Source organism: Sphingomonas tagetis (assembly GCF_024211275.1).
In the GTDB taxonomy this organism is placed as follows: Bacteria; Pseudomonadota; Alphaproteobacteria; order Sphingomonadales; family Sphingomonadaceae; genus Sphingomonas; species Sphingomonas tagetis.
Genome location: NZ_JAMLDX010000020.1, coordinates 1 through 16,688, shown reverse-complemented (window position 1 = coordinate 16,688; position 16,688 = coordinate 1). Strand labels below are relative to the sequence as shown.

At 66.6% G+C, this 16,688-nt stretch carries 14 protein-coding genes, 1 pseudogene and 1 riboswitch; of the genes and pseudogenes, 10 read left to right on the top strand and 5 right to left on the bottom strand.

Translation table 11 applies throughout. The features are described from left to right. Positions 1-34: 34 nt before the first annotated feature. Positions 35-1,234, bottom strand: a complete 1,200-nt coding sequence (locus M9978_RS19255; protein WP_254296108.1) for a hypothetical protein — start codon at positions 1,232-1,234, stop codon at positions 35-37. A 152-nt stretch (positions 1,235-1,386) separates the two neighbouring features. On the opposite strand from M9978_RS19255, the gene M9978_RS19250 reads away from it, so the two are divergent. The 7 genes from M9978_RS19250 (at position 1,387) to M9978_RS19220 (ending at position 5,718) form a co-directional block, all read left to right on the top strand. After that, positions 1,387-1,959, top strand: coding sequence for a NifU family protein (locus M9978_RS19250; protein WP_254296107.1), 573 nt, complete (start codon positions 1,387-1,389; stop codon positions 1,957-1,959). Further along, the gene (locus M9978_RS19245; RefSeq protein WP_254296106.1) at positions 1,959-2,549 is read left to right on the top strand and encodes a malonic semialdehyde reductase; all 591 of its coding nucleotides are present in this window, start codon (positions 1,959-1,961) and stop codon (positions 2,547-2,549) included. The genes M9978_RS19250 and M9978_RS19245 overlap by 1 nt, the downstream gene beginning before the upstream one ends. Next, positions 2,542-3,168: a tRNA (adenosine(37)-N6)-threonylcarbamoyltransferase complex dimerization subunit type 1 TsaB gene (gene tsaB / locus M9978_RS19240; protein WP_254296104.1), complete on the top strand. Its 627-nt coding sequence runs from the start codon at positions 2,542-2,544 to the stop codon at positions 3,166-3,168. The genes M9978_RS19245 and tsaB overlap by 8 nt, the downstream gene beginning before the upstream one ends. Beyond that, positions 3,168-3,644: a ribosomal protein S18-alanine N-acetyltransferase gene (gene rimI, locus M9978_RS19235; protein ID WP_254296102.1), complete on the top strand. Its 477-nt coding sequence runs from the start codon at positions 3,168-3,170 to the stop codon at positions 3,642-3,644. The genes tsaB and rimI overlap by 1 nt, the downstream gene beginning before the upstream one ends. Positions 3,645-3,753: 109 nt before the next feature. Continuing rightward, the gene (locus tag M9978_RS19230; RefSeq protein ID WP_254296100.1) at positions 3,754-4,170 is read left to right on the top strand and encodes a Ros/MucR family transcriptional regulator; all 417 of its coding nucleotides are present in this window, start codon (positions 3,754-3,756) and stop codon (positions 4,168-4,170) included. Between the two features lie 261 nt (positions 4,171-4,431). Further along, positions 4,432-4,854: a Fur family transcriptional regulator gene (locus M9978_RS19225; protein ID WP_254296098.1), complete on the top strand. Its 423-nt coding sequence runs from the start codon at positions 4,432-4,434 to the stop codon at positions 4,852-4,854. Positions 4,855-4,857: 3 nt separating this feature from the next. Further along, positions 4,858-5,718, top strand: coding sequence for a lysophospholipid acyltransferase family protein (locus M9978_RS19220; protein ID WP_436977205.1), 861 nt, complete (start codon positions 4,858-4,860; stop codon positions 5,716-5,718). A 39-nt stretch (positions 5,719-5,757) separates the two neighbouring features. On the opposite strand, the gene M9978_RS19215 is transcribed toward M9978_RS19220, so the two are convergent. Further along, positions 5,758-7,614 (bottom strand): TonB-dependent receptor plug domain-containing protein, encoded by a 1,857-nt coding sequence (locus M9978_RS19215; protein ID WP_254296097.1) that lies wholly within the window; start codon positions 7,612-7,614, stop codon positions 5,758-5,760. A 175-nt stretch (positions 7,615-7,789) separates the two neighbouring features. Continuing rightward, a riboswitch (cobalamin riboswitch) is annotated at positions 7,790-8,005 on the bottom strand. A gap of 210 nt (positions 8,006-8,215) precedes the next feature. Continuing rightward, complete coding sequence (locus M9978_RS19210) at positions 8,216-8,980, bottom strand: L,D-transpeptidase family protein (RefSeq protein ID WP_254296096.1); 765 nt, start codon at positions 8,978-8,980, stop codon at positions 8,216-8,218. Positions 8,981-9,207: 227 nt separating this feature from the next. Here M9978_RS19210 and M9978_RS19205 point away from each other — a divergent pair, with 227 nt between their 5' ends. Together M9978_RS19205 and M9978_RS19200 are read left to right on the top strand one after the other, a co-directional pair. Then, a complete protein-coding gene (locus M9978_RS19205) occupies positions 9,208-9,930 on the top strand; it encodes a murein L,D-transpeptidase catalytic domain family protein (protein ID WP_254296095.1) in 723 nt (240 codons plus the stop codon). Positions 9,931-10,000: 70 nt separating this feature from the next. After that, the gene (locus tag M9978_RS19200) at positions 10,001-12,046 is read left to right on the top strand and encodes an NAD(+) synthase (RefSeq protein WP_254296094.1); all 2,046 of its coding nucleotides are present in this window, start codon (positions 10,001-10,003) and stop codon (positions 12,044-12,046) included. Between the two features lies 1 nt (position 12,047). Here the strand turns inward: M9978_RS19200 and M9978_RS19195 are convergent, their stop codons facing one another. Further along, the gene (locus M9978_RS19195; RefSeq protein ID WP_254296093.1) at positions 12,048-15,425 is read right to left on the bottom strand and encodes a PAS domain-containing protein; all 3,378 of its coding nucleotides are present in this window, start codon (positions 15,423-15,425) and stop codon (positions 12,048-12,050) included. 108 nt (positions 15,426-15,533) lie between these two features. Between M9978_RS19195 and M9978_RS19190 the strand changes: the two genes are divergently transcribed. Continuing rightward, positions 15,534-16,541 (top strand): fumarylacetoacetate hydrolase family protein, encoded by a 1,008-nt coding sequence (locus M9978_RS19190; protein WP_254296091.1) that lies wholly within the window; start codon positions 15,534-15,536, stop codon positions 16,539-16,541. Positions 16,542-16,581: 40 nt separating this feature from the next. Here the strand turns inward: M9978_RS19190 and M9978_RS19185 are convergent. Further along, positions 16,582-16,688 (bottom strand): annotated as a pseudogene (locus tag M9978_RS19185) (IS630 family transposase); the annotation flags it as partial.

Here is a 16,688-nt window from a genome sequence, read left to right as displayed (position 1 = left end):
TCCTGTAGCGAAAAGGGAAGCGCGCGGCGCAGCTTCATTTGTTCCAGCGCTGATAGGCGTCCCAAGTGGTGAGTTCGGGATCGATCGGCGGCAGATCGACCCACACGAAGCGCCCGCGCGCGGTGGCGGACAGGTCGATGCGCGGCCCGTACTGGAACCAGATCGCGACCACGCGGCGATCGCGCTCGGCCACGCCGCAGCTTCTGGCGACCCTGACCATCGCGACGCGGCCATCGGGGCCGATCAGCGCACGCAATCCGATCGTGCGGTCGCGGCCGGGCTTTTCCGCCCCGCTGGTGCCGAGCGCCCAGGCATAATCGCTGTCGATCGCGCGGCCGATCCGTTCGGCTTCGTCCGGCGCCAATGCAACCGAAGGGATGCGGCCCAGCCTGGCGAGCAACGCGTCGCGTTCCGCCACGACCTCCGTGTCGCCGCCCAGCGCTGCGCCGAACAGCAGGTTGAGCGCGAGCGCGCGGTCGGCGGGCGTTCGCGCCGCGGCGGCGGCGAGCCGCGCGATCTTCAGCAAGCCGAGGCGGTGGCCGACGCCATAGGGGCTGTCGAGCGTCGCACCGTAGCGGAACGGCATCGCCGCCGCGCGGAGATCGCGTGGCAGATGCACGCCGTCGGACCACAAGGCGGCAATTCGTTCGGCGACGGCAAGCTCACCGCTCAGCCGCGGGTCGCCGATCAGCTTCACCGCACGCTGCGGATCATAGGCGGGCAGGTCGCGGCGCAACCTGAGTTCGGCTTCGAGCTGCAATGATCGCTCGCTGCGGAACTTGGCCATGTCGTTGCGCGCGGCGAGCAGCGCGATGGCTTCGGGACTCTCGGCCCAACGCCGCCATTCGGCGACGGGCCAGTCGGCACGTGCCTGCACCGCCTCGAACAGCCACAGGATTCGCGAATAGCGCAGGTCGAGCGCCCGGTCGGCACGCACCAGCCGCCCGTCGCGAACGAGGTCGCGGGCGCGCGCCAGCATCTCGATATCGACATCGGCGCGTTCGGGCGCACCGACCGAGTCGATCACGAAGCGCGCGGCGCGTTGCGCGAGGCCGGGACAGGCCGGCGGGTCCTTGAGCATCGCGCGCAGATAGCGGCCGATGTCATGACGATAGTTGATCCCGCGCGTGACGCCGACGTCGAAATCGAGATCGCACCCTTTCGCCAGGACTGCGAGCGCCCCGGCATCGGCGCGGTCGCGGTCGCGGTCCCAGTCAGACTGGGGCGCCGCCATTGCGACGGCCGCGGCAAGGAGGAGTCCGAGCATCACCGATGCTTGCCGCACGCGCCACGGACGCGCATCCGACAGTTTCAGTCGTGCGGCGGCAATGATTGGTTTCCCGCCGCTCGCTTGATGCGGCGCGGCTTTGCCCCCAAATGGGAGCCATGCTGATCGAAACCGAAACCACGCCGAATCCGGCAACACTCAAATTCCTGCCCGGCCAGGCCGTGATGGACACCGGCACGCGCGATTTCGCGACCCCGGAAGAGGCCGAGGCCTCGCCGCTCGCCGAGGCGCTGTTCGGGCTGGGCGATGTGACCGGCGTGTTCTTCGGGCGCGATTTCATCTCGGTCACCGCCGGCCCCGGGGTCGAGTGGCACGGGCTCAAGCCCGATGTGCTCGGCATCCTGCTCGATCATTTCAGCGCGAACATGCCGCTGTTCCGTCAGGGCAGCGCCGCCTTCTCGGTTCCGGCCGATGACGCAGGCTTTACCGACGATCCCGAGGACGCCGATATCGTCGCGCAGATCAAGGAGCTGATCGAGACGCGCGTGCGCCCGGCCGTCGCAAATGACGGCGGCGACATCATTTATCGCGGGTTCGACAAGGGCAAGGTCTATCTCCAGATGCAGGGCGCCTGCTCGGGCTGCCCCTCCTCGACCGCGACGCTCAAGAACGGGATCGAGCAATTGCTCAAATATTACGTCCCCGAAGTCACCGAGGTGCGGGCGGTCTGATGGGTCAGCCGCTCGACGAGGCCGGCCTCGACACGATCTTCCGCACCGCGCGCAGCTATAACGGTTATACCGACGCGCCGGTGACCGAGGCGGACATCCGCGCCATCTATGACCTGCTCAAGATGGGGCCGACCGCGACCAACCAGCAGCCCGCGCGCTTCGTCTGGTGCCTGAGCCAGGCGGCGAAAGACAAACTCGCCGAGCAGGCGTCGGGGAGCAACGCGCCCAAGATTCGCGCAGCGCCCGCAGCCGTGATCATCGGCATGGACCGCGAGTTTCACGAGCATCTGCCGCAGCTGTTTCCGCACGTCGATGCACGGCCGTGGTTCGCCGATCCGGCGGGCCGCGAAGTCTCGGCGTTCCGCAATTCCTCGCTGCAGGGCGCCTATTTCATCATCGCAGCGCGCGCACTCGGCTTCGACACCGGACCGATGTCGGGGTTCGACAACGCCAAGGTGGACGCCGCCTTCTTTGCGGACACGCCCAACGTGAAGTCCAATTTCATCGCGACGCTTGGCGTCGGCGATCCGGCCAGCATCTTCGGCCGGCTGCCGCGGCCCGAATTCGAGCAGTTCAACACGATTGGCTGACGTGCCGCGCAATCTGGTTATCGAAACCGCCGCAGCGGCCTGTTCGGTCGCACTGATCGAGGGCGGTACGGTCATCGCCGAGCGCCATGAGGTGGTCCAGCGCGGCCATGCCGAACGGCTCATCCCGATGATCGCCGAGCTGCCTGGCGGGGGGCGTGCCGAGCGCATCCTCGTCGATTGCGGCCCGGGCAGCTTCACCGGCATCCGCGTCGGCATCGCCGCGGCGCGCGGGCTGGCGCTCGGCTGGAATGCGGAGGCAACCGGGTTCTCGTCGCTCCAGCTGGTCGCCGCCGCCGCGTTCGCCGCCGATCCCGCGCTCGCCGATCTTGCGGTCGTGCTCGAAGGCGGACATGGTGAGGTCTTTATGCAGGCATTCACGCGCCAGCCCGGCGATGACGCCGCCTTCGCCTCGCTCAAGCCAGGTGCGGCGCTGGCGGCGCTGGGCGGCCGCGTCGCGGTCGGCAATGGCGTCCGCCATCTGGCTGCGCTTGATCCGTCACTCGACTTGCGCGAGGCGCTGCCGCGCGCCGCGGACGCCCTATTGCTGCGGCCGGAACGAACCGGCCTGCCCGCGCGGCCAATCTATGGTCGCGCGCCCGACGCCAAGCCGCTGGCCTGATGAGCAGCGCGCCGCAGCTGATCGAGATCGTCCATGGCGGCCCGGCCGATCTCGGCACGGTGAACGCGATCATCGGCGAGGCGTTCGATCCGCGCTTTGGCGAGGCATGGACCCCCAGCCAGTGCCTCGGCATGATGGCGCTGCCCGGCGTGTGGTTCAGCATCGCCTGGTGTGGTGCGAAGCCAGCCGGCTTCGCGCTCGCCCGGACCGTTGCAAACGAGGCGGAACTGCTGCTGCTGGCGATCCGGCCGGCGCTGCGGCGGCGCGGCGTCGGCACCGCGCTGCTGCGTTCGATCATGACCGATGCACGCGAACGCGGCGCGACGACGCTTCATCTCGAGGTTCGGGCCAACAATGAAGCGATACGGCTATATCGCAGCGAAGGTTTCGACAAGGTCGGCGAGCGGCGCGATTACTATCGTGGAAAAGACGGCAAGCTGTTTGATGCCCACACTTTTTCGAGATCGATTGGTTAACTTGCGCCGAAATGCATCGGGCGCATCTTGCAATTCACTGCTGCCGGTCCGATAGCGCTGAAAATGCGGCCAGTAGTCTTTCGCCGCGACTTCATTCGAAAGGATCATCATGGACCCGCAGAACGACCTGCATGAAACGCTGGTCACGCTGACCGCGGACATTGTCGCCGCGCATGTCAGCAACAACAGCGTGGCGGTATCCGATCTCCCGCTGCTGATCTCCAACGTTCATGGCGCGCTGGCGATTCTTGGCGCGAAGGCGCCGGAACCTGAAGTCAAGAAGCAGGAACCGGCGGTTTCGGTGCGTTCTTCGATCAAGCCCGACTATATCGTCTGTCTGGAAGACGGAAAGAAGCTCAAGATGCTCAAGCGGCATCTGATGACTCACTATCAGATGACCCCCGACCAGTATCGCGCCAAGTGGAATCTGCCGGCCGACTATCCGATGGTCGCCCCCAATTATGCCGAGCAGCGCCGCAGCCTGGCCAAGAAGATCGGCCTGGGGACCAAGCGCCGCAAGCGCTGATCTCGACGCGCCTCGCGGCGCGTGCGGTGCCGCCCTTCGCAGCCTGTCCGTCGATGCTTTGCATCGCCAGAGCCTTGGGCTGCTCCGCCCGCTCCCCCACCCGGCCACCCGTCGGCAGGAGATTCTGGAATGGGTGGCCGGGTGGGGGAGCGGGCTGGCACCGCGACCTTAACAAGAACACCGGTCTGGGCTACCCGCCCGGGCCGGCGTTTCACATTTCTGGTCCTTTTCCCGCGCTCATATTGCCGCTACATCGGCGCCATGCCTCACAAGATCGATCTCGAAGCCCTTTGTCATGAAAAGGGCCTGCGCATCACCGAGCAGCGCAAGGTGATCGCGCGCGTCCTGTCCGACGCCGATGACCATCCCGATGTCGAGAAGGTCTATGCCCGCGCCTCGGCGATCGATCCGGGCATCTCGATCGCCACGGTCTATCGCACCGTTCGGCTGTTCGAAGAGGCGGGCATCCTCGACCGGCATGATTTCGGCGATGGCCGTGCACGCTACGAGCCCGCGCCCGAAGCGCATCACGATCACCTGATCGACGTCGAGTCCGGCAAGGTCATCGAGTTCGTCGATCCCGAGCTTGAGCAATTGCAGAAGCAGATCGCCGAGCGGCTTGGCTTCCGGCTGGTCGATCACCGCATGGAGCTCTACGGCGTCGCGCTGGAGCGAAAGAACTAACGCTTGCACGGCGTCGATCCCCGGCGCCGCGCCGCCGCGCTCGGCGAGAAGACCGAGCTGACGCCGGCGGAGACATTCCGGTTCTGGCGCCGCGTGGGCCTGCTGCTGCTTGCGGTGCTGACCCATGTGCCGATGCATTATTTGTGGCGGCTGTTGCGCCTGCCCTCGCCCTGGCCGCGCTGGTTCCTCGGTCGGGCGGCGCGGATCGCGGGCGCGCGGGTCGAGGTGGTGGGGACGCCGCTGCGGCGCGATGTCTTCTACGTCTCCAACCATCTGTCGTGGATCGACATTCTCGCGCTCGGCGGAGCGAGCGGGACGGCGTTCGTCGCCAAGGCGGAGATCGGTGCGTCGCCGGTCATCGGCTGGCTCGCCGGGCTCAACCGCACCGTCTATGTGAAGCGCGAAAACCGCATGGGTGTTGCCCAGCAAATCAACGAGTTGAGGGATGCGCTCGCCGAAAATTGGGCGATCACGGTGTTTCCCGAAGGCACGACCACCGACGGCAAGTCGCTGCTGCCGTTCAAGACGCCAATGCTGCGCGTGCTCGAACCGCCGCCACCGGGCGTGATGGTGCAGCCGGTGCTGCTCGATTACGGCGCAGCATCGGAGGAGATCGGCTGGGTCGGCGAGGAAGGCGGACTGAACAATGCCCTACGCATCCTGTCGAGAAGGCCGCATTTTCCGCTGAGGATCAGCTTTCTGGAACCGTTCGATCCGCGTGACTTTCCCGGGCGCAAGGCGATCGCGGCGGAGAGCCGGCGGCGGATCGAAGAAGCGCTCGTCACGGCGCTCGGCGGGCCGTTGCGGCCGTTCGAATTCGCCGTGGCGCCGGTCAATTACGCCGGGGCACCGCCCGCGGATTGAGGGAGGGCGAGCGCAGCGCCCGCCTCTCCCACACATGCTTCAGAAGCGCACACGCACGCCGCCATAGGCTGCGCGGCCAAAGGTGCCATAGCCATAGGCAGTGGCGTATTGCGCATCGAACAGATTGTCGATGCGGCCGTACAACTCGAGCACCTCGCCGATCGGGAAGGACGCGCGCACGCCGGCCAGCGCATAGCCGTCGAGCCGCCGCGTATTGGCGGCATTATCGAAGCTGTCGCCGACGACGGTCACCGTCGCGCCGGTCGCGAGGCCGAACGGCCATTCGTAATCGAGCGAGACGCTGACCGCATCCTCGGCGCGGCGCGGCAGGCGCTTGCCGAAATTGGCGGTGCCGGTCGAACGGTCGCGCGCGTCGATATAGCTGTAGGCGGCGGTGAAGGTCAGCGCTTCGACCGGCTGCAGCGCCAGCGTCGCCTCGACCCCCTTCGCCCGCGTGCGGTCGAGATTGCCATAGGTGAAGGTGACGTTGCTGAAGTTGATCTGGTCGGTGGTATCGCGCTGGAACGCGGTGAGCGAAAGCACCGCGCGGCCATTGGCGTCGAAGCGCTGGTCGATGCCGATGTCATAGCTTTGCGAGCGCTCGGGCAGCAGCGCGGCGTTGCCGCTGAAGCTGTCGTAAAGCTGGTAGAGCGACGGCGCCTTGAACCCCTCGCCATAGCTGGCGCGCAAATTGGTCGCACCGTCATTTGGCGAGTAATTGAGGTTCGCGCCGAAGGTGACAGCGCCGCCGAACTGGCTGTGGTCGTCGTGACGAACGCCGCCAGTCAGCGCGAGGCCGGGCAGCGGCTTGACGATCGCGAGCAGATAGAGGCTGTCGATGTCGGCCTTCGCGCTGCTGGTCGAACCGAAGCCGAAGAAATCATAATCGGGCTTTTCATGCTCATAGCCGAAGATGAACTTCGCCTGCTCGAACGGCGTCAGCACGCCCTGATATTCGAAGCGCAGATTGGTGCCGCTGTAACCGTAGTCAGCGATGTCGCCGCGCACGAAGAAATAGTCGCGATCGTTGCGCAGCCAGGTGACCGCGACGCGGTTGTGGAAGCTGCTGTCGGGCGCGAAGTTGAGCCCGGCATAAGCGGCGACCTGATCGATCTTGCTGACGTCGGCGCTGTCGGCGGGCGCGCCGAAGAAGCTGTCATAATCGAGGTCGGCATTGATGTAATAGCCGCGCAGGTCGAGGCTCAGCGTGTCGCTGAAGTCGAGCTTGAGTCGGGCATTGGCGGCGAGGTTCTTGTAGGCGTCACGCTCGGTGCCGGGCGCCGCGGTCGAGATGCCGTCGGTCCGGAAATAGGCGAGGCCGGCGCTGCCCGAGGCGAGCCCGGCGGTGCCCGCCACGCTGGCCTTGGCGTTGAGCGTGTCGCGATAGCCATATTCGGCCGAAGCGTCTGCCCCGAACCCGCCCTCAGGTACGCCAGTCGTGACGCTGACCACGCCGCCGATGGCCTGGCTGCCATGCACGACCGAGTTGGAGCCGCGCAGCACCTCGATCCGGCGGATATTACCGGTGAGCAGATGGCCGAAATCATAGCCGTCGCCGATGCCGCTGGGGTCGTTGACCTTGACCCCGTCGATCAGGACGAGCGTCTGAGTGGTCTCGGCGCCGCGCAGCGACATACCGGTGACCGATCCGGTCGTGCCGCTGCGGCTGAAACGCACGCCCGGCGTGGTGATCAGCAGATCGACGACATCGGTCGCCTGGCGCGTGTCGATCGTCCGGGCGTCGATGACCGTGATCGCCTGACCCGCCTCGTCGCGCGGCTGTTCGATGCCGGCGCCGGTGACGACGATCGTGTCGTCCTCGGCCTGGGTGGTCTGGGCGAGCGCGGGCGCGGGCGCGGATGCGGCGAGCGCGATCAGTGAAACGACAGTCTTCATCGGGTGATCCCCCGGCGCCATTGAGCAACGTCGGGCCGGATCTGCCGACTTGCATCGGCCGGGCTGCCGGTCGGGATGGGCGCTGGCACCCGTCGCGGCGTCCCGATGCGGCCCGGCCGCATGGGTCGTCGCTCAGACGGAATCACCGTGCCGCGGCCTCACCTGGACCAGGGCAAAGAGCGACACCGCGCCGGCCGGTCTCCTGGCTCGCGGGTCGTCGCTCGATGCACACCTTCCCAGGGTCGCCCCCAGTGGCCGCCCCTCGCGTGGAGGAGCCTGTGCATCGCGCTCGCCGCTTACAGTTGCAGGGACAGCCGCGGCATTGGACGGTCACCCGTCCGCACCGCATTCCCGTGGAGCCCTTTCGGGCACCGGCGCGATCGTTTCGCGGGTGCAGCAAAACACCCGCGCGGCGCCTTTCGGCCCGAAGCAGCGCGGGGTCAAGCGTGAAGTTGTGAAGCCGCGTCGATGCGGTTCTGCAGCGCTGAACCCGGCGCGGCACCGGCCCGCTCCCCCACCCGGCCACCCAACGGCAGTATCATATGGGTGGCCGGGTGGGGGAGCGGTCCGGTGCCGCCATCCAGCGTAGCTGGATCAAGCGCTAACGCCGCCGACGCGGAGTCCGCTGGACGACGGGTTGCAGCGGGGCGAAGGCGATGCCGCCATCGGTCGTCACTTCGCGCACCTCGACGGTCGGGATGATGACGTCGTTGCTCGCGGTGACCACGTCGAAATCGCCCATGCGGAACGCGGCGACATCGGCACGCAGGAAGGGCGGGTCGGGCGCGCGCGCCACCTGCTCGGGAGCGAGCCGGGGCACCCCGCGGCGCACGCGCGGATCGTCGATCTCATAGCCGACCACCGAAACGCTGGTGCCCAGCTGCGTAACCTCGAACAGCCGCCGCGCGAATTCGCGCGGGAAGCGGATGCAGCCGTGCGAGGCGGGATAGCCGGGCAGCGTGCCGGCGTGCAGCGCGATACCGGTCCATGTCAACCGCTGCATGAACGGCATCGGTGCGTTGCTGTAGATGTTGGAGCGGTGAAATTCACGCTTCTGAAGGATCGGGAATTCGCCGACCGGCGTCGACTTGCCGGGTTTACCGGTCGACACCGTCGACGCTGCGATCAGCACGCCGCCGCGATAGACATAGGCGATCTGGCCGGGGATGCTGATGATGAGCGAGACGTCGCTCGATCCGCCCGCCCGCTGATAGGCTGCTTCCTCCAGCCAGGTCCATTGGCCGTTGCGCAGCAGCAGTTCGCCGGGGCCAGACGCGGGCACTTGCTGCGCCGAGGCGGGTGCCGCCAACGCAAGGGCGACGCCAAGGCCGCCCGCCAATAATGCCCGCATCGCCGCCACGGCCATCCGATTCTCCACGCCGCGTCGAAGGTAAACGCGAGGATGACCAAGTTGGTGGCACGCCGAAACGAGCTTCTCCAAGCGGAAAATATGTCCCGACTTGACGGCGTCTTTCGATGGAACGGGCACGCGGCGCGGCGAACCGGTCCAAAACAGGGAACATGTTCAGGCGAATCGAACCATTCTTCCGCTATATTGGCGCTCGGCCAGATTTTCGGGGGCCAAGAGGACGCATGAACGAAGTGATCGAAGCGGAATCGTCGCGCCGCGCATTTCTGAAGTCGGCGGCAGCGGTCGCGGGGACCGGATTTCTCTATGGCTGTGCTTCGAGCACGGTCTCGACGGCAGCGCGTCCGGCGCCGGCCGCACCCGTCCCGGTGCCGCCGCCCGTCGCCACGCCGGTCGCGCAGCCGGTCGCGCGGGTCACCACGGCACCGCGTGGGATTCGTCCCGAACTGTTCCAGCGCGCACTGGCCGCGCTCGAACGCCATGGCGACCGCGTCCGCCAGCAGGATCGTATCGCGATCGCCGATTTCTCGCTGCCCTCGTCGCGGCTGCGCTTTCATCTCGTCGATCTGCACAATGGCGCGACACGTTCGATGCTCGTGTCGCACGGCATCGGCTCCGACCCCGAGCATACCGGCATGCTCCAGCGCTTTTCGAACGAAGTGAATTCCGAAGCGACCAGCGAGGGCGCGTTCCTCGCCGCCAATTACTATGTCGGCCAGCACCAGCTGTCGCAGCGGCTGATCGGACTCGACGCGACCAACAACAATGCGCTCGACCGCGCGATCGTGGTCCATGCGGCTTGGTATTCCAACGCCGACATGATCTCCAAGCACGGCAAGCTCGGGCGCAGCCAGGGCTGTTTCGCGGTCGGTGAGAACGAGCTGGAGAAGCTGTTCTCGCTGCTCGGCGAAGGGCGGATGATCTATGCCGCGCGCGCCGACGCCTGACCGGCATCGGTAGCGCTGCGAGCGCCAACCGGCTAAGTCCCCCCGGGAACTGACCGGGAACCGACGTCCGATGGCGAAGCACCGCTTTCATTCGATCCATTCGCACGGGCTGGTGCGCGTCGGCGCGTGCACCCCGATCGCCACGGTCGGCGACGTCGCCGCCAACACCGCGTCGCATGTCGAGCTGGCGAAACAGGGCGACACGGCGGGCGCGGATCTGCTGCTGTTCCCGGAACTCAGCATCACCGGCTATGCGATCGACGACCTGCATTTGCAGGACGCGATGCTGCGCGCGACGCGCGAGGGCGTGGCTGCATTGATCGAAGCAAGCGCGAAGCTCAAGCCGGTGCTGGTCGCGGGCGCGGCGCTCGAACGGAACGGGCGGCTATACAATTGCGCGGTGGTGATCGCGCGCGGCAAGCTGCTCGGCGTGGTGCCGAAAAGCTATTTCCCCAATTACCGCGAATATTATGAGAAGCGCTGGTTCGCATCGGGCATTGGCCTGAGCAGCACGATCGAGGTCGCCGGGCAGACCGCGCCGTTCGGCACCGACCTGATCTTCGCCGCCGACGATCTTGCCGACTTCACCTTCCACGCCGAAATCTGCGAGGATTTCTGGGGACCGCAACCGCCGTCCACGAACGGCGCGCTCGCTGGCGCGCTGATCCTATGCAACCTCTCCGCCTCGAACATCGTCATCGGCAAGGCTCGCGAGCGGGCGCTGCTGTGCGCTGCACAGTCGGTGCGCACGGCATCGGCCTATGTCTTTTCCGCCGCGGGACCGGGCGAAAGCACGACTGACATGGCGTGGGACGGGCAGAGCCTGATCTACGAGCTGGGCGAATTGCTGGCGGAGTCCAGCCGCTTCGATCTTGCGACCGAGATCGTCTATGCCGATGTCGATGCGGGACGGCTGCGGCAGGAGCGGATGCGCTTCGGTACGTTCAACGATACCGCCGCCGCCGCCGGGCATCCCGAAACCCGCTTCCGCCGCATCACCTTCAGCCACCAGCCGGGGGCCGACGATATCGGCTTCCGCCGCACCATCCGCCGCTATCCGTTCGTGCCCAACAATCCCGAGAAGCTCGACGAGGATTGCTTCGAGGCTTTCAACATTCAGGTCGAGGGCCTGCGCAAGCGCATCGAATCGACCGGCGCCAGGAAGCTCGTCATCGGTGTGTCGGGGGGGATCGATTCGACGCACGCGCTGATCGTCGCGGCCAAGGCGGCGGACCGGATCGGCCTCGCGCGGGCGGACATTCTCGGCTTCACCATGCCCGGCTTCGCCACCGGGGAGGGCACCAAGGCCAATGCCTGGGCGCTGATGAAGGCGATCGGCGTGACCGGCGAGGAAATCGATATCCGTCCCGCCGCGCGGCAGATGCTGACCGACATGGGCCATCCGTTCGCCGACGGCGAGCCGGTCTATGACGTGACGTTCGAGAATGTGCAGGCGGGGCTGCGCACCGACTATCTCTTCCGCCTCGCCAACCAGCGCGCCGGCTTCGTGATCGGCACCGGCGACCTGAGCGAGCTGGCGCTCGGCTGGTGCACCTATGGCGTCGGCGACCATATGTCGCATTATGCCGTCAATGCCGGCGTGCCCAAGACGCTGATCCAGTATCTGATCCGCTGGTGCGAGCGAACCGACCAGTTCGACCCCGAGACCGACCGGGTGCTCGAGGCGATCCTGGCGCAGGAAATCTCGCCCGAGCTGGTGCCGGCCGATGCATCCGGCGCGCTGCAGAGTACCGAGGCCAAGATCGGCCCTTACGCGCTCAACGACTTTTTCCTGCATTATGTCGTGCGGCACGGCATGGCGCCGTCCAAGATCGCCTTCCTCGCGCTGCAGGCTTGGCAGGACCGCGAGGCAGGGCTGTGGCCGCTCGGCATCCCGGCCGAAGCGCGTGCGCAATACGACCTCGCGACGATCCGGCATTGGCTGGAGAAGTTCCTCGTGCGCTTCTTCCAGACCAGCCAGTTCAAGCGCAGCGCGATCCCCAATGGTCCCAAGGTGTCCGCCGGCGGCGCGCTGTCGCCGCGCGGCGACTGGCGCGCGCCGTCGGACGGCACGGCCAAGCCGTGGCTCGACGAATTACGCGCGAATTTGCCCTGAGTCAGGCGTCGAGCGCGGCGCGGATCGTTGCCGCGAGCGTGGCGATGCCGAAAGGCTTGGGCAGCACACGTCCGCCATCGGACAGCCGCTGCGCGATCGCCGCTTCATCGGGCGTGTAGCCGCTGGTGAACAGCACCTTGAGCTCGGGACGCTTCATCCGTGCGCGCCGCGCAAGCTCGTCGCCGGTGAGTTCGGGCATGACCACGTCGGTGAACAGCAGCGACACCGGCTGGTTGCTGCTGAGCAGCCGCAACGCCTCCCGCCCGTCGGGCGCGTGCAGCACGGTATAGCCGAGCTCGCGCAGTGCCTCGACCGAGTAATTGCGCACCCGCTCCTCATCCTCGACCACGAGCACGACCTCGTCGGCCGAGCCCTCCGGGAGCGCGCCATGCGGCTCGAGGACATCGGGTGACCCGACCGGCGCGCCATGGCGCGGCAGCCAGAGATGCACGCGCGTCCCCTCCCCGAGCGCCGACTCGATCGAGACATGGCCGCCCGACTGGCGGACGAAGCCGAACACCTGGCTGAGGCCGAGTCCGGTTCCCTTGCCAACGCCCTTGGTGGTGAAGAACGGATCGAACGCGCGCGCGACGGTTTCCTGCGACATGCCCAGGCCGGTATCCGCGACGGTCAGCTCGACATAATCGCCCGCATGGATCCCGGCGCTCGCCGCCGCCGCTGCATCCAGGCTGCGGTTGGCGGTGGCGATGGTCAGCAGCCCGCCATTCGGCATCGCGTCGCGCGCATTGACGCACAGGTTCAGGATGACATTCTCGAGCTGATTGGGATCGGCCATCGCCGCATCGACTTCCGCGGTCAGTCGGGTCTCGATCGTGATGTCTTCGCCCAGCGTGCGCATCAGCAGTTCGACCATGCCGCGCACCTGGCGGTTGAGGTCGAGCGGCACCGGCGCCAGCGGCTGTTGCCGTGCGAAACCAAGCAGCCGCTGGGTCAGTGCCGCGGCGCGGCTGGCGCCATCCTTGGCGGCGACGATATAGCGGTCGAGCTCGGTGCTGCCCTGCGCGATGCGGCGCTCGAGCATGTCGAGCGCGCCGATCACCACCGCCAGCATGTTGTTGAAATCATGCGCGATGCCGCCGGTGAGCTGGCCGACCGCCTCCATCTTCTGCGCCTGCCGCAGCCGTTCCTCGGCGGCCATCAGCTGGCTGGTGCGTTCGGCGATGGCGCTTTCCAACTCGGCGCGCGACCGCGCCAGCACCTCGCGCGCATCGACGATGTCCTGGATGTCGGTGCAGGTGCCGAACCAGCGGATGATCCGCCCGCTCTCGTCGCGCACCGCCTGCGCCCGCCCCAGCACCCAGCGATAGATACCGCTGTGATGCCGCAGGCGATATTCAATGCGATAGGGTTCTCCCGTCTCGAGCGAATGCCGCCAGATCGCCCAGGCCCGGTCCTGATCGTCGGGATGGAACATGCCGTTCCACGCTTCACCGTCGGTCGACCCATGGGGAACGCCGGTATATTCGTACCAGCGGTCGTTATAATAATCATGATAGCCGTCGGGCTGCGTCGACCAGATCATGGGATCGATCGAATTGGCGATTGCGCGGAATTTCTCCTCGCTGTCGCGCAGCGCCGTCACGGCCGCAGCGCGTTCGACGGCATCCCACGCCGTCTCGGCCACTGCTTCGATGAAGTTGATCTCGTCCCCGCTCCAGTTTCGCGGGCCTGCGTTGTTGGCATAGAGCGCGGCGACCCACACGCCGCCGCGCGTCAGCGGCACGCCGACGCCCGATGGCGACAGCCGCGGCACCTGCGAATTGGCATAGGCCGGATCGGTAGCGGAATCGGCGACCACGACGGTCCGGCCACTGCGGTACGATGCCAGCGCGGGTCCCAACGCCTCGGCCGCCAGCGTGCCTTCGAGCGGCGGCAGCCGGTCGGTCGTGACGCTCGGCCCGAACTGCACCCACCCTTCCGCGCCGACGCGGTAAAAACCGACACGGTCGAGCTGCATCCGCCGGGCGAGCGCCGACGCGCTCAGCCGCATGATCGCCTCCGGCGAATCGAGACCGCGCAAGCGATCGGCGAGGCCATAGATGAATGCCTGCGCTTCGGTCGCGGCCTTGAGTTCCTGAGCCGCCTTGTGGGCCGCAGCCTCGGCAGCACGGCGCTCAGTGATGTCGAAGCTGACGCCGGGAAAGCGGCGGGGCCGGCCGTCCTCGTCATAGCTGCAGCGGCCCTGCGCGGTCACCCAACGTGTCTCGCCCGCAGCCGAAACGAGACGGTATTCGGATTCGAACCGGTCGCCGCTGGCGATCGCAGCCTCGATCTCGCTCCGTACACGTACGGCATCGTCACTGTGGATCCGCGCAAAGAACAAGTCGATTGGGCCGCCTTGGTCGGAGGCTTCGGCATCGACGCCATAGAGCCGTGCGAAACGCGCATCGGCGCGAACGCGGTTGGTGGCGACGTCCCAGTCCCATGTGCCCACGCCATGCGACGCATCCAGCGCCAGCTGCAACCGCTCCTCGCTCTGCCGCAGCCGCGCCTCGGCCATCGCGCGTTCCGTAACGTCGTTGGCCTCGACGAAAATGTCGGTAGTGACGCCGTTCGCGTCCTTCAGCGGCTGATAGACGAAATCCAGCAATCGCGTTTCGGTGATGCCGTGCCGCTCCAGCACGACCGGCGTCCCGCTCGCGCGGAACGTCTCGCCGCTGGCGAAGACTTGATCGAGCAATTCGACAAAGCCCTGGTCGATCACTTCGGGCAGCGCCTCGGCGACGGTCTTGCCGACCAGCTCGCGCTTGCCGGTCAGCTCAACATAAGCGGAATTGGCCAGTTCGATCAGGTGGCCCGGCCCATGCAGCAGCGCCATCGCGCCAGGCGCCTGATCGACGATGTCGCGCAACCGTCCCATCTCGGCGAGCCGTTCGCGCTCGGCCAGAATGGTGCGCGTCGTCTCGTTGCCCTGATTGAGCACGCCGACCACTTCACCCAATTCGTTGCGGATCGGCGTGAAGCTGTAATTCCAGTAGGTCTCGTGCAGCCGCCCACCACGCATCATGTCGAGCCGCTGGTCGAAGGTGGCGAAGCCCTCGCCGCTCTCGATCACCTGCGCGAATTGCGGCGCGACGACGTCCCAGATTTCCGGAAACACGTCCTGTCCGCGCTGGCCCAGCGCCCAGGGGTGGCGCTCCGCCGGGATTGGCGCCCAGGCGTCGTTGTAAAACAGCCGAAGGTCCGGTCCCCAATAGATCGCCGTCGGGAAGCGCGATCCCATGCAGATGCCGAGCGCGAAGCGGAGCGACTGGGGCCAGTCGGCCGGGAGTCCAACCGGATTGCCGCGCCAGTCGTGATCTCGAATCATCGGCCCCATCAGGCCGCCATGATCGAGAAAGCGCAGGTGCGATTGCATCGCGTCTAGCGATGCGGCTTGGGGGTAGGCGCTGTCAATGCGCGAGCTTCGCCTCGACACAGCGATTCAGCCGCTTAAGGTGGCTGGACAGGAGCAGGAGAAGCCAGGGTGAAACTCGCCAGTCTGAAGCAGGGCCGCGACGGCCGGCTTGTCGTCGTGTCCAACGATCTCGCCTGGTATGCCGATGCCGCGCACATTGCGCCGACGCTGCAGGCCGCGCTGGACGATTGGGACCGGATCGAGGGCGACCTACGCAATCTTGCGACCGATCTGGAGCATGAGGTCATCCCGCGTGATCGCTTCCACGAGCGCGATGCCGCGGCGCCGTTGCCGCGCGCCTATCAATGGGCCGACGGGTCCGCTTATGTGAACCATGTCGCGCTGGTGCGTCAGGCGCGCGGTGCCGAGATGCCCGAAAGCTTCTGGCACGATCCGCTGATGTATCAAGGTGGATCCGACGGCTTTCTCGGGCCGCGCGATCCGATTCCGCTCGCCGACGAAAGCTGGGGGTGCGACCTCGAAGCGGAAGTCGTGGTGGTCACCGGCGACGTACCGCTGGGGGCGAGCCGCGATCAGGCACTCGCCGCGATCAGGCTCGTCGGGCTGACCAACGACGTATCGCTGCGCAACCTGATCCCAGGGGAACTCGCCAAGGGGTTTGGCTTCTTCCAGTCAAAGCCCGCCAGCGCTTTTTCGCCCGTATTCGTGACCCCCGATGCGCTCGGTGACTGGTGGCGTGACGGCAAACTGCATCGCAAGCTGATGGTCGATCTCAATGGCCAGCCCTTCGGCCGCGCGGAAGCGGGCGATGACATGACATTCGACTTCGGCACGCTCGTCGCCCACGCCGCCAAAACGCGCGCGCTTGGCGCCGGAACCATTATCGGCTCGGGAACCGTCTCCAACCGCGACGGCGATGGCGGCCCCGGCCAACCGGTGGACCGCGGCGGGGTCGGCTATTCATGCATCGCGGAGCTTCGCACCATCGAGACGATCCAGTCCGGCAATCCGGCCACGCCGTTCCTCAAATCCGGCGATACTGTCCGCATCTGGGCGGAGGACGACCGCCACCATCCGATTTTCGGCGTAATCGAACAAACCGTCACCGCGGTCTGAACTACGGTCGAAGCCGCCAGTGATCTAGAGCATGATCATCTTAGATTGAAGCATATCCGGAGTTTTTGAGGTAGTTGGCGCATTCGTGTTGTGGGAAGGCATCGAGCAGGATGCCGATGCGCTGCCATGTTGCCTCGACGGAACGTT

Bases quoted from the DNA above. Each gene is read 5' to 3' on its own strand.
- M9978_RS19215 (WP_254296097.1), bottom strand. From the start codon at position 7,614: ATGAAGACTGTCGTTTCACTGATCGCGCTCGCCGCATCCGCGCCCGCG.
- M9978_RS19225 (WP_254296098.1), top strand. From the start codon at position 4,432: ATGCCTCACAAGATCGATCTCGAAGCCCTTTGTCATGAAAAGGGCCTG.
- M9978_RS19250 (WP_254296107.1), top strand. From the start codon at position 1,387: ATGCTGATCGAAACCGAAACCACGCCGAATCCGGCAACACTCAAATTC.
- M9978_RS19255 (WP_254296108.1), bottom strand. From the start codon at position 1,234: ATGGCGGCGCCCCAGTCTGACTGGGACCGCGACCGCGACCGCGCCGAT.
- M9978_RS19230 (WP_254296100.1), top strand. From the start codon at position 3,754: ATGGACCCGCAGAACGACCTGCATGAAACGCTGGTCACGCTGACCGCG.
- M9978_RS19245 (WP_254296106.1), top strand. From the start codon at position 1,959: ATGGGTCAGCCGCTCGACGAGGCCGGCCTCGACACGATCTTCCGCACC.
- rimI (WP_254296102.1), top strand. From the start codon at position 3,168: ATGAGCAGCGCGCCGCAGCTGATCGAGATCGTCCATGGCGGCCCGGCC.
- M9978_RS19195 (WP_254296093.1), bottom strand. From the start codon at position 15,425: ATGCAATCGCACCTGCGCTTTCTCGATCATGGCGGCCTGATGGGGCCG.
- M9978_RS19210 (WP_254296096.1), bottom strand. From the start codon at position 8,980: ATGGCCGTGGCGGCGATGCGGGCATTATTGGCGGGCGGCCTTGGCGTC.
- M9978_RS19205 (WP_254296095.1), top strand. From the start codon at position 9,208: ATGAACGAAGTGATCGAAGCGGAATCGTCGCGCCGCGCATTTCTGAAG.
- M9978_RS19200 (WP_254296094.1), top strand. From the start codon at position 10,001: ATGGCGAAGCACCGCTTTCATTCGATCCATTCGCACGGGCTGGTGCGC.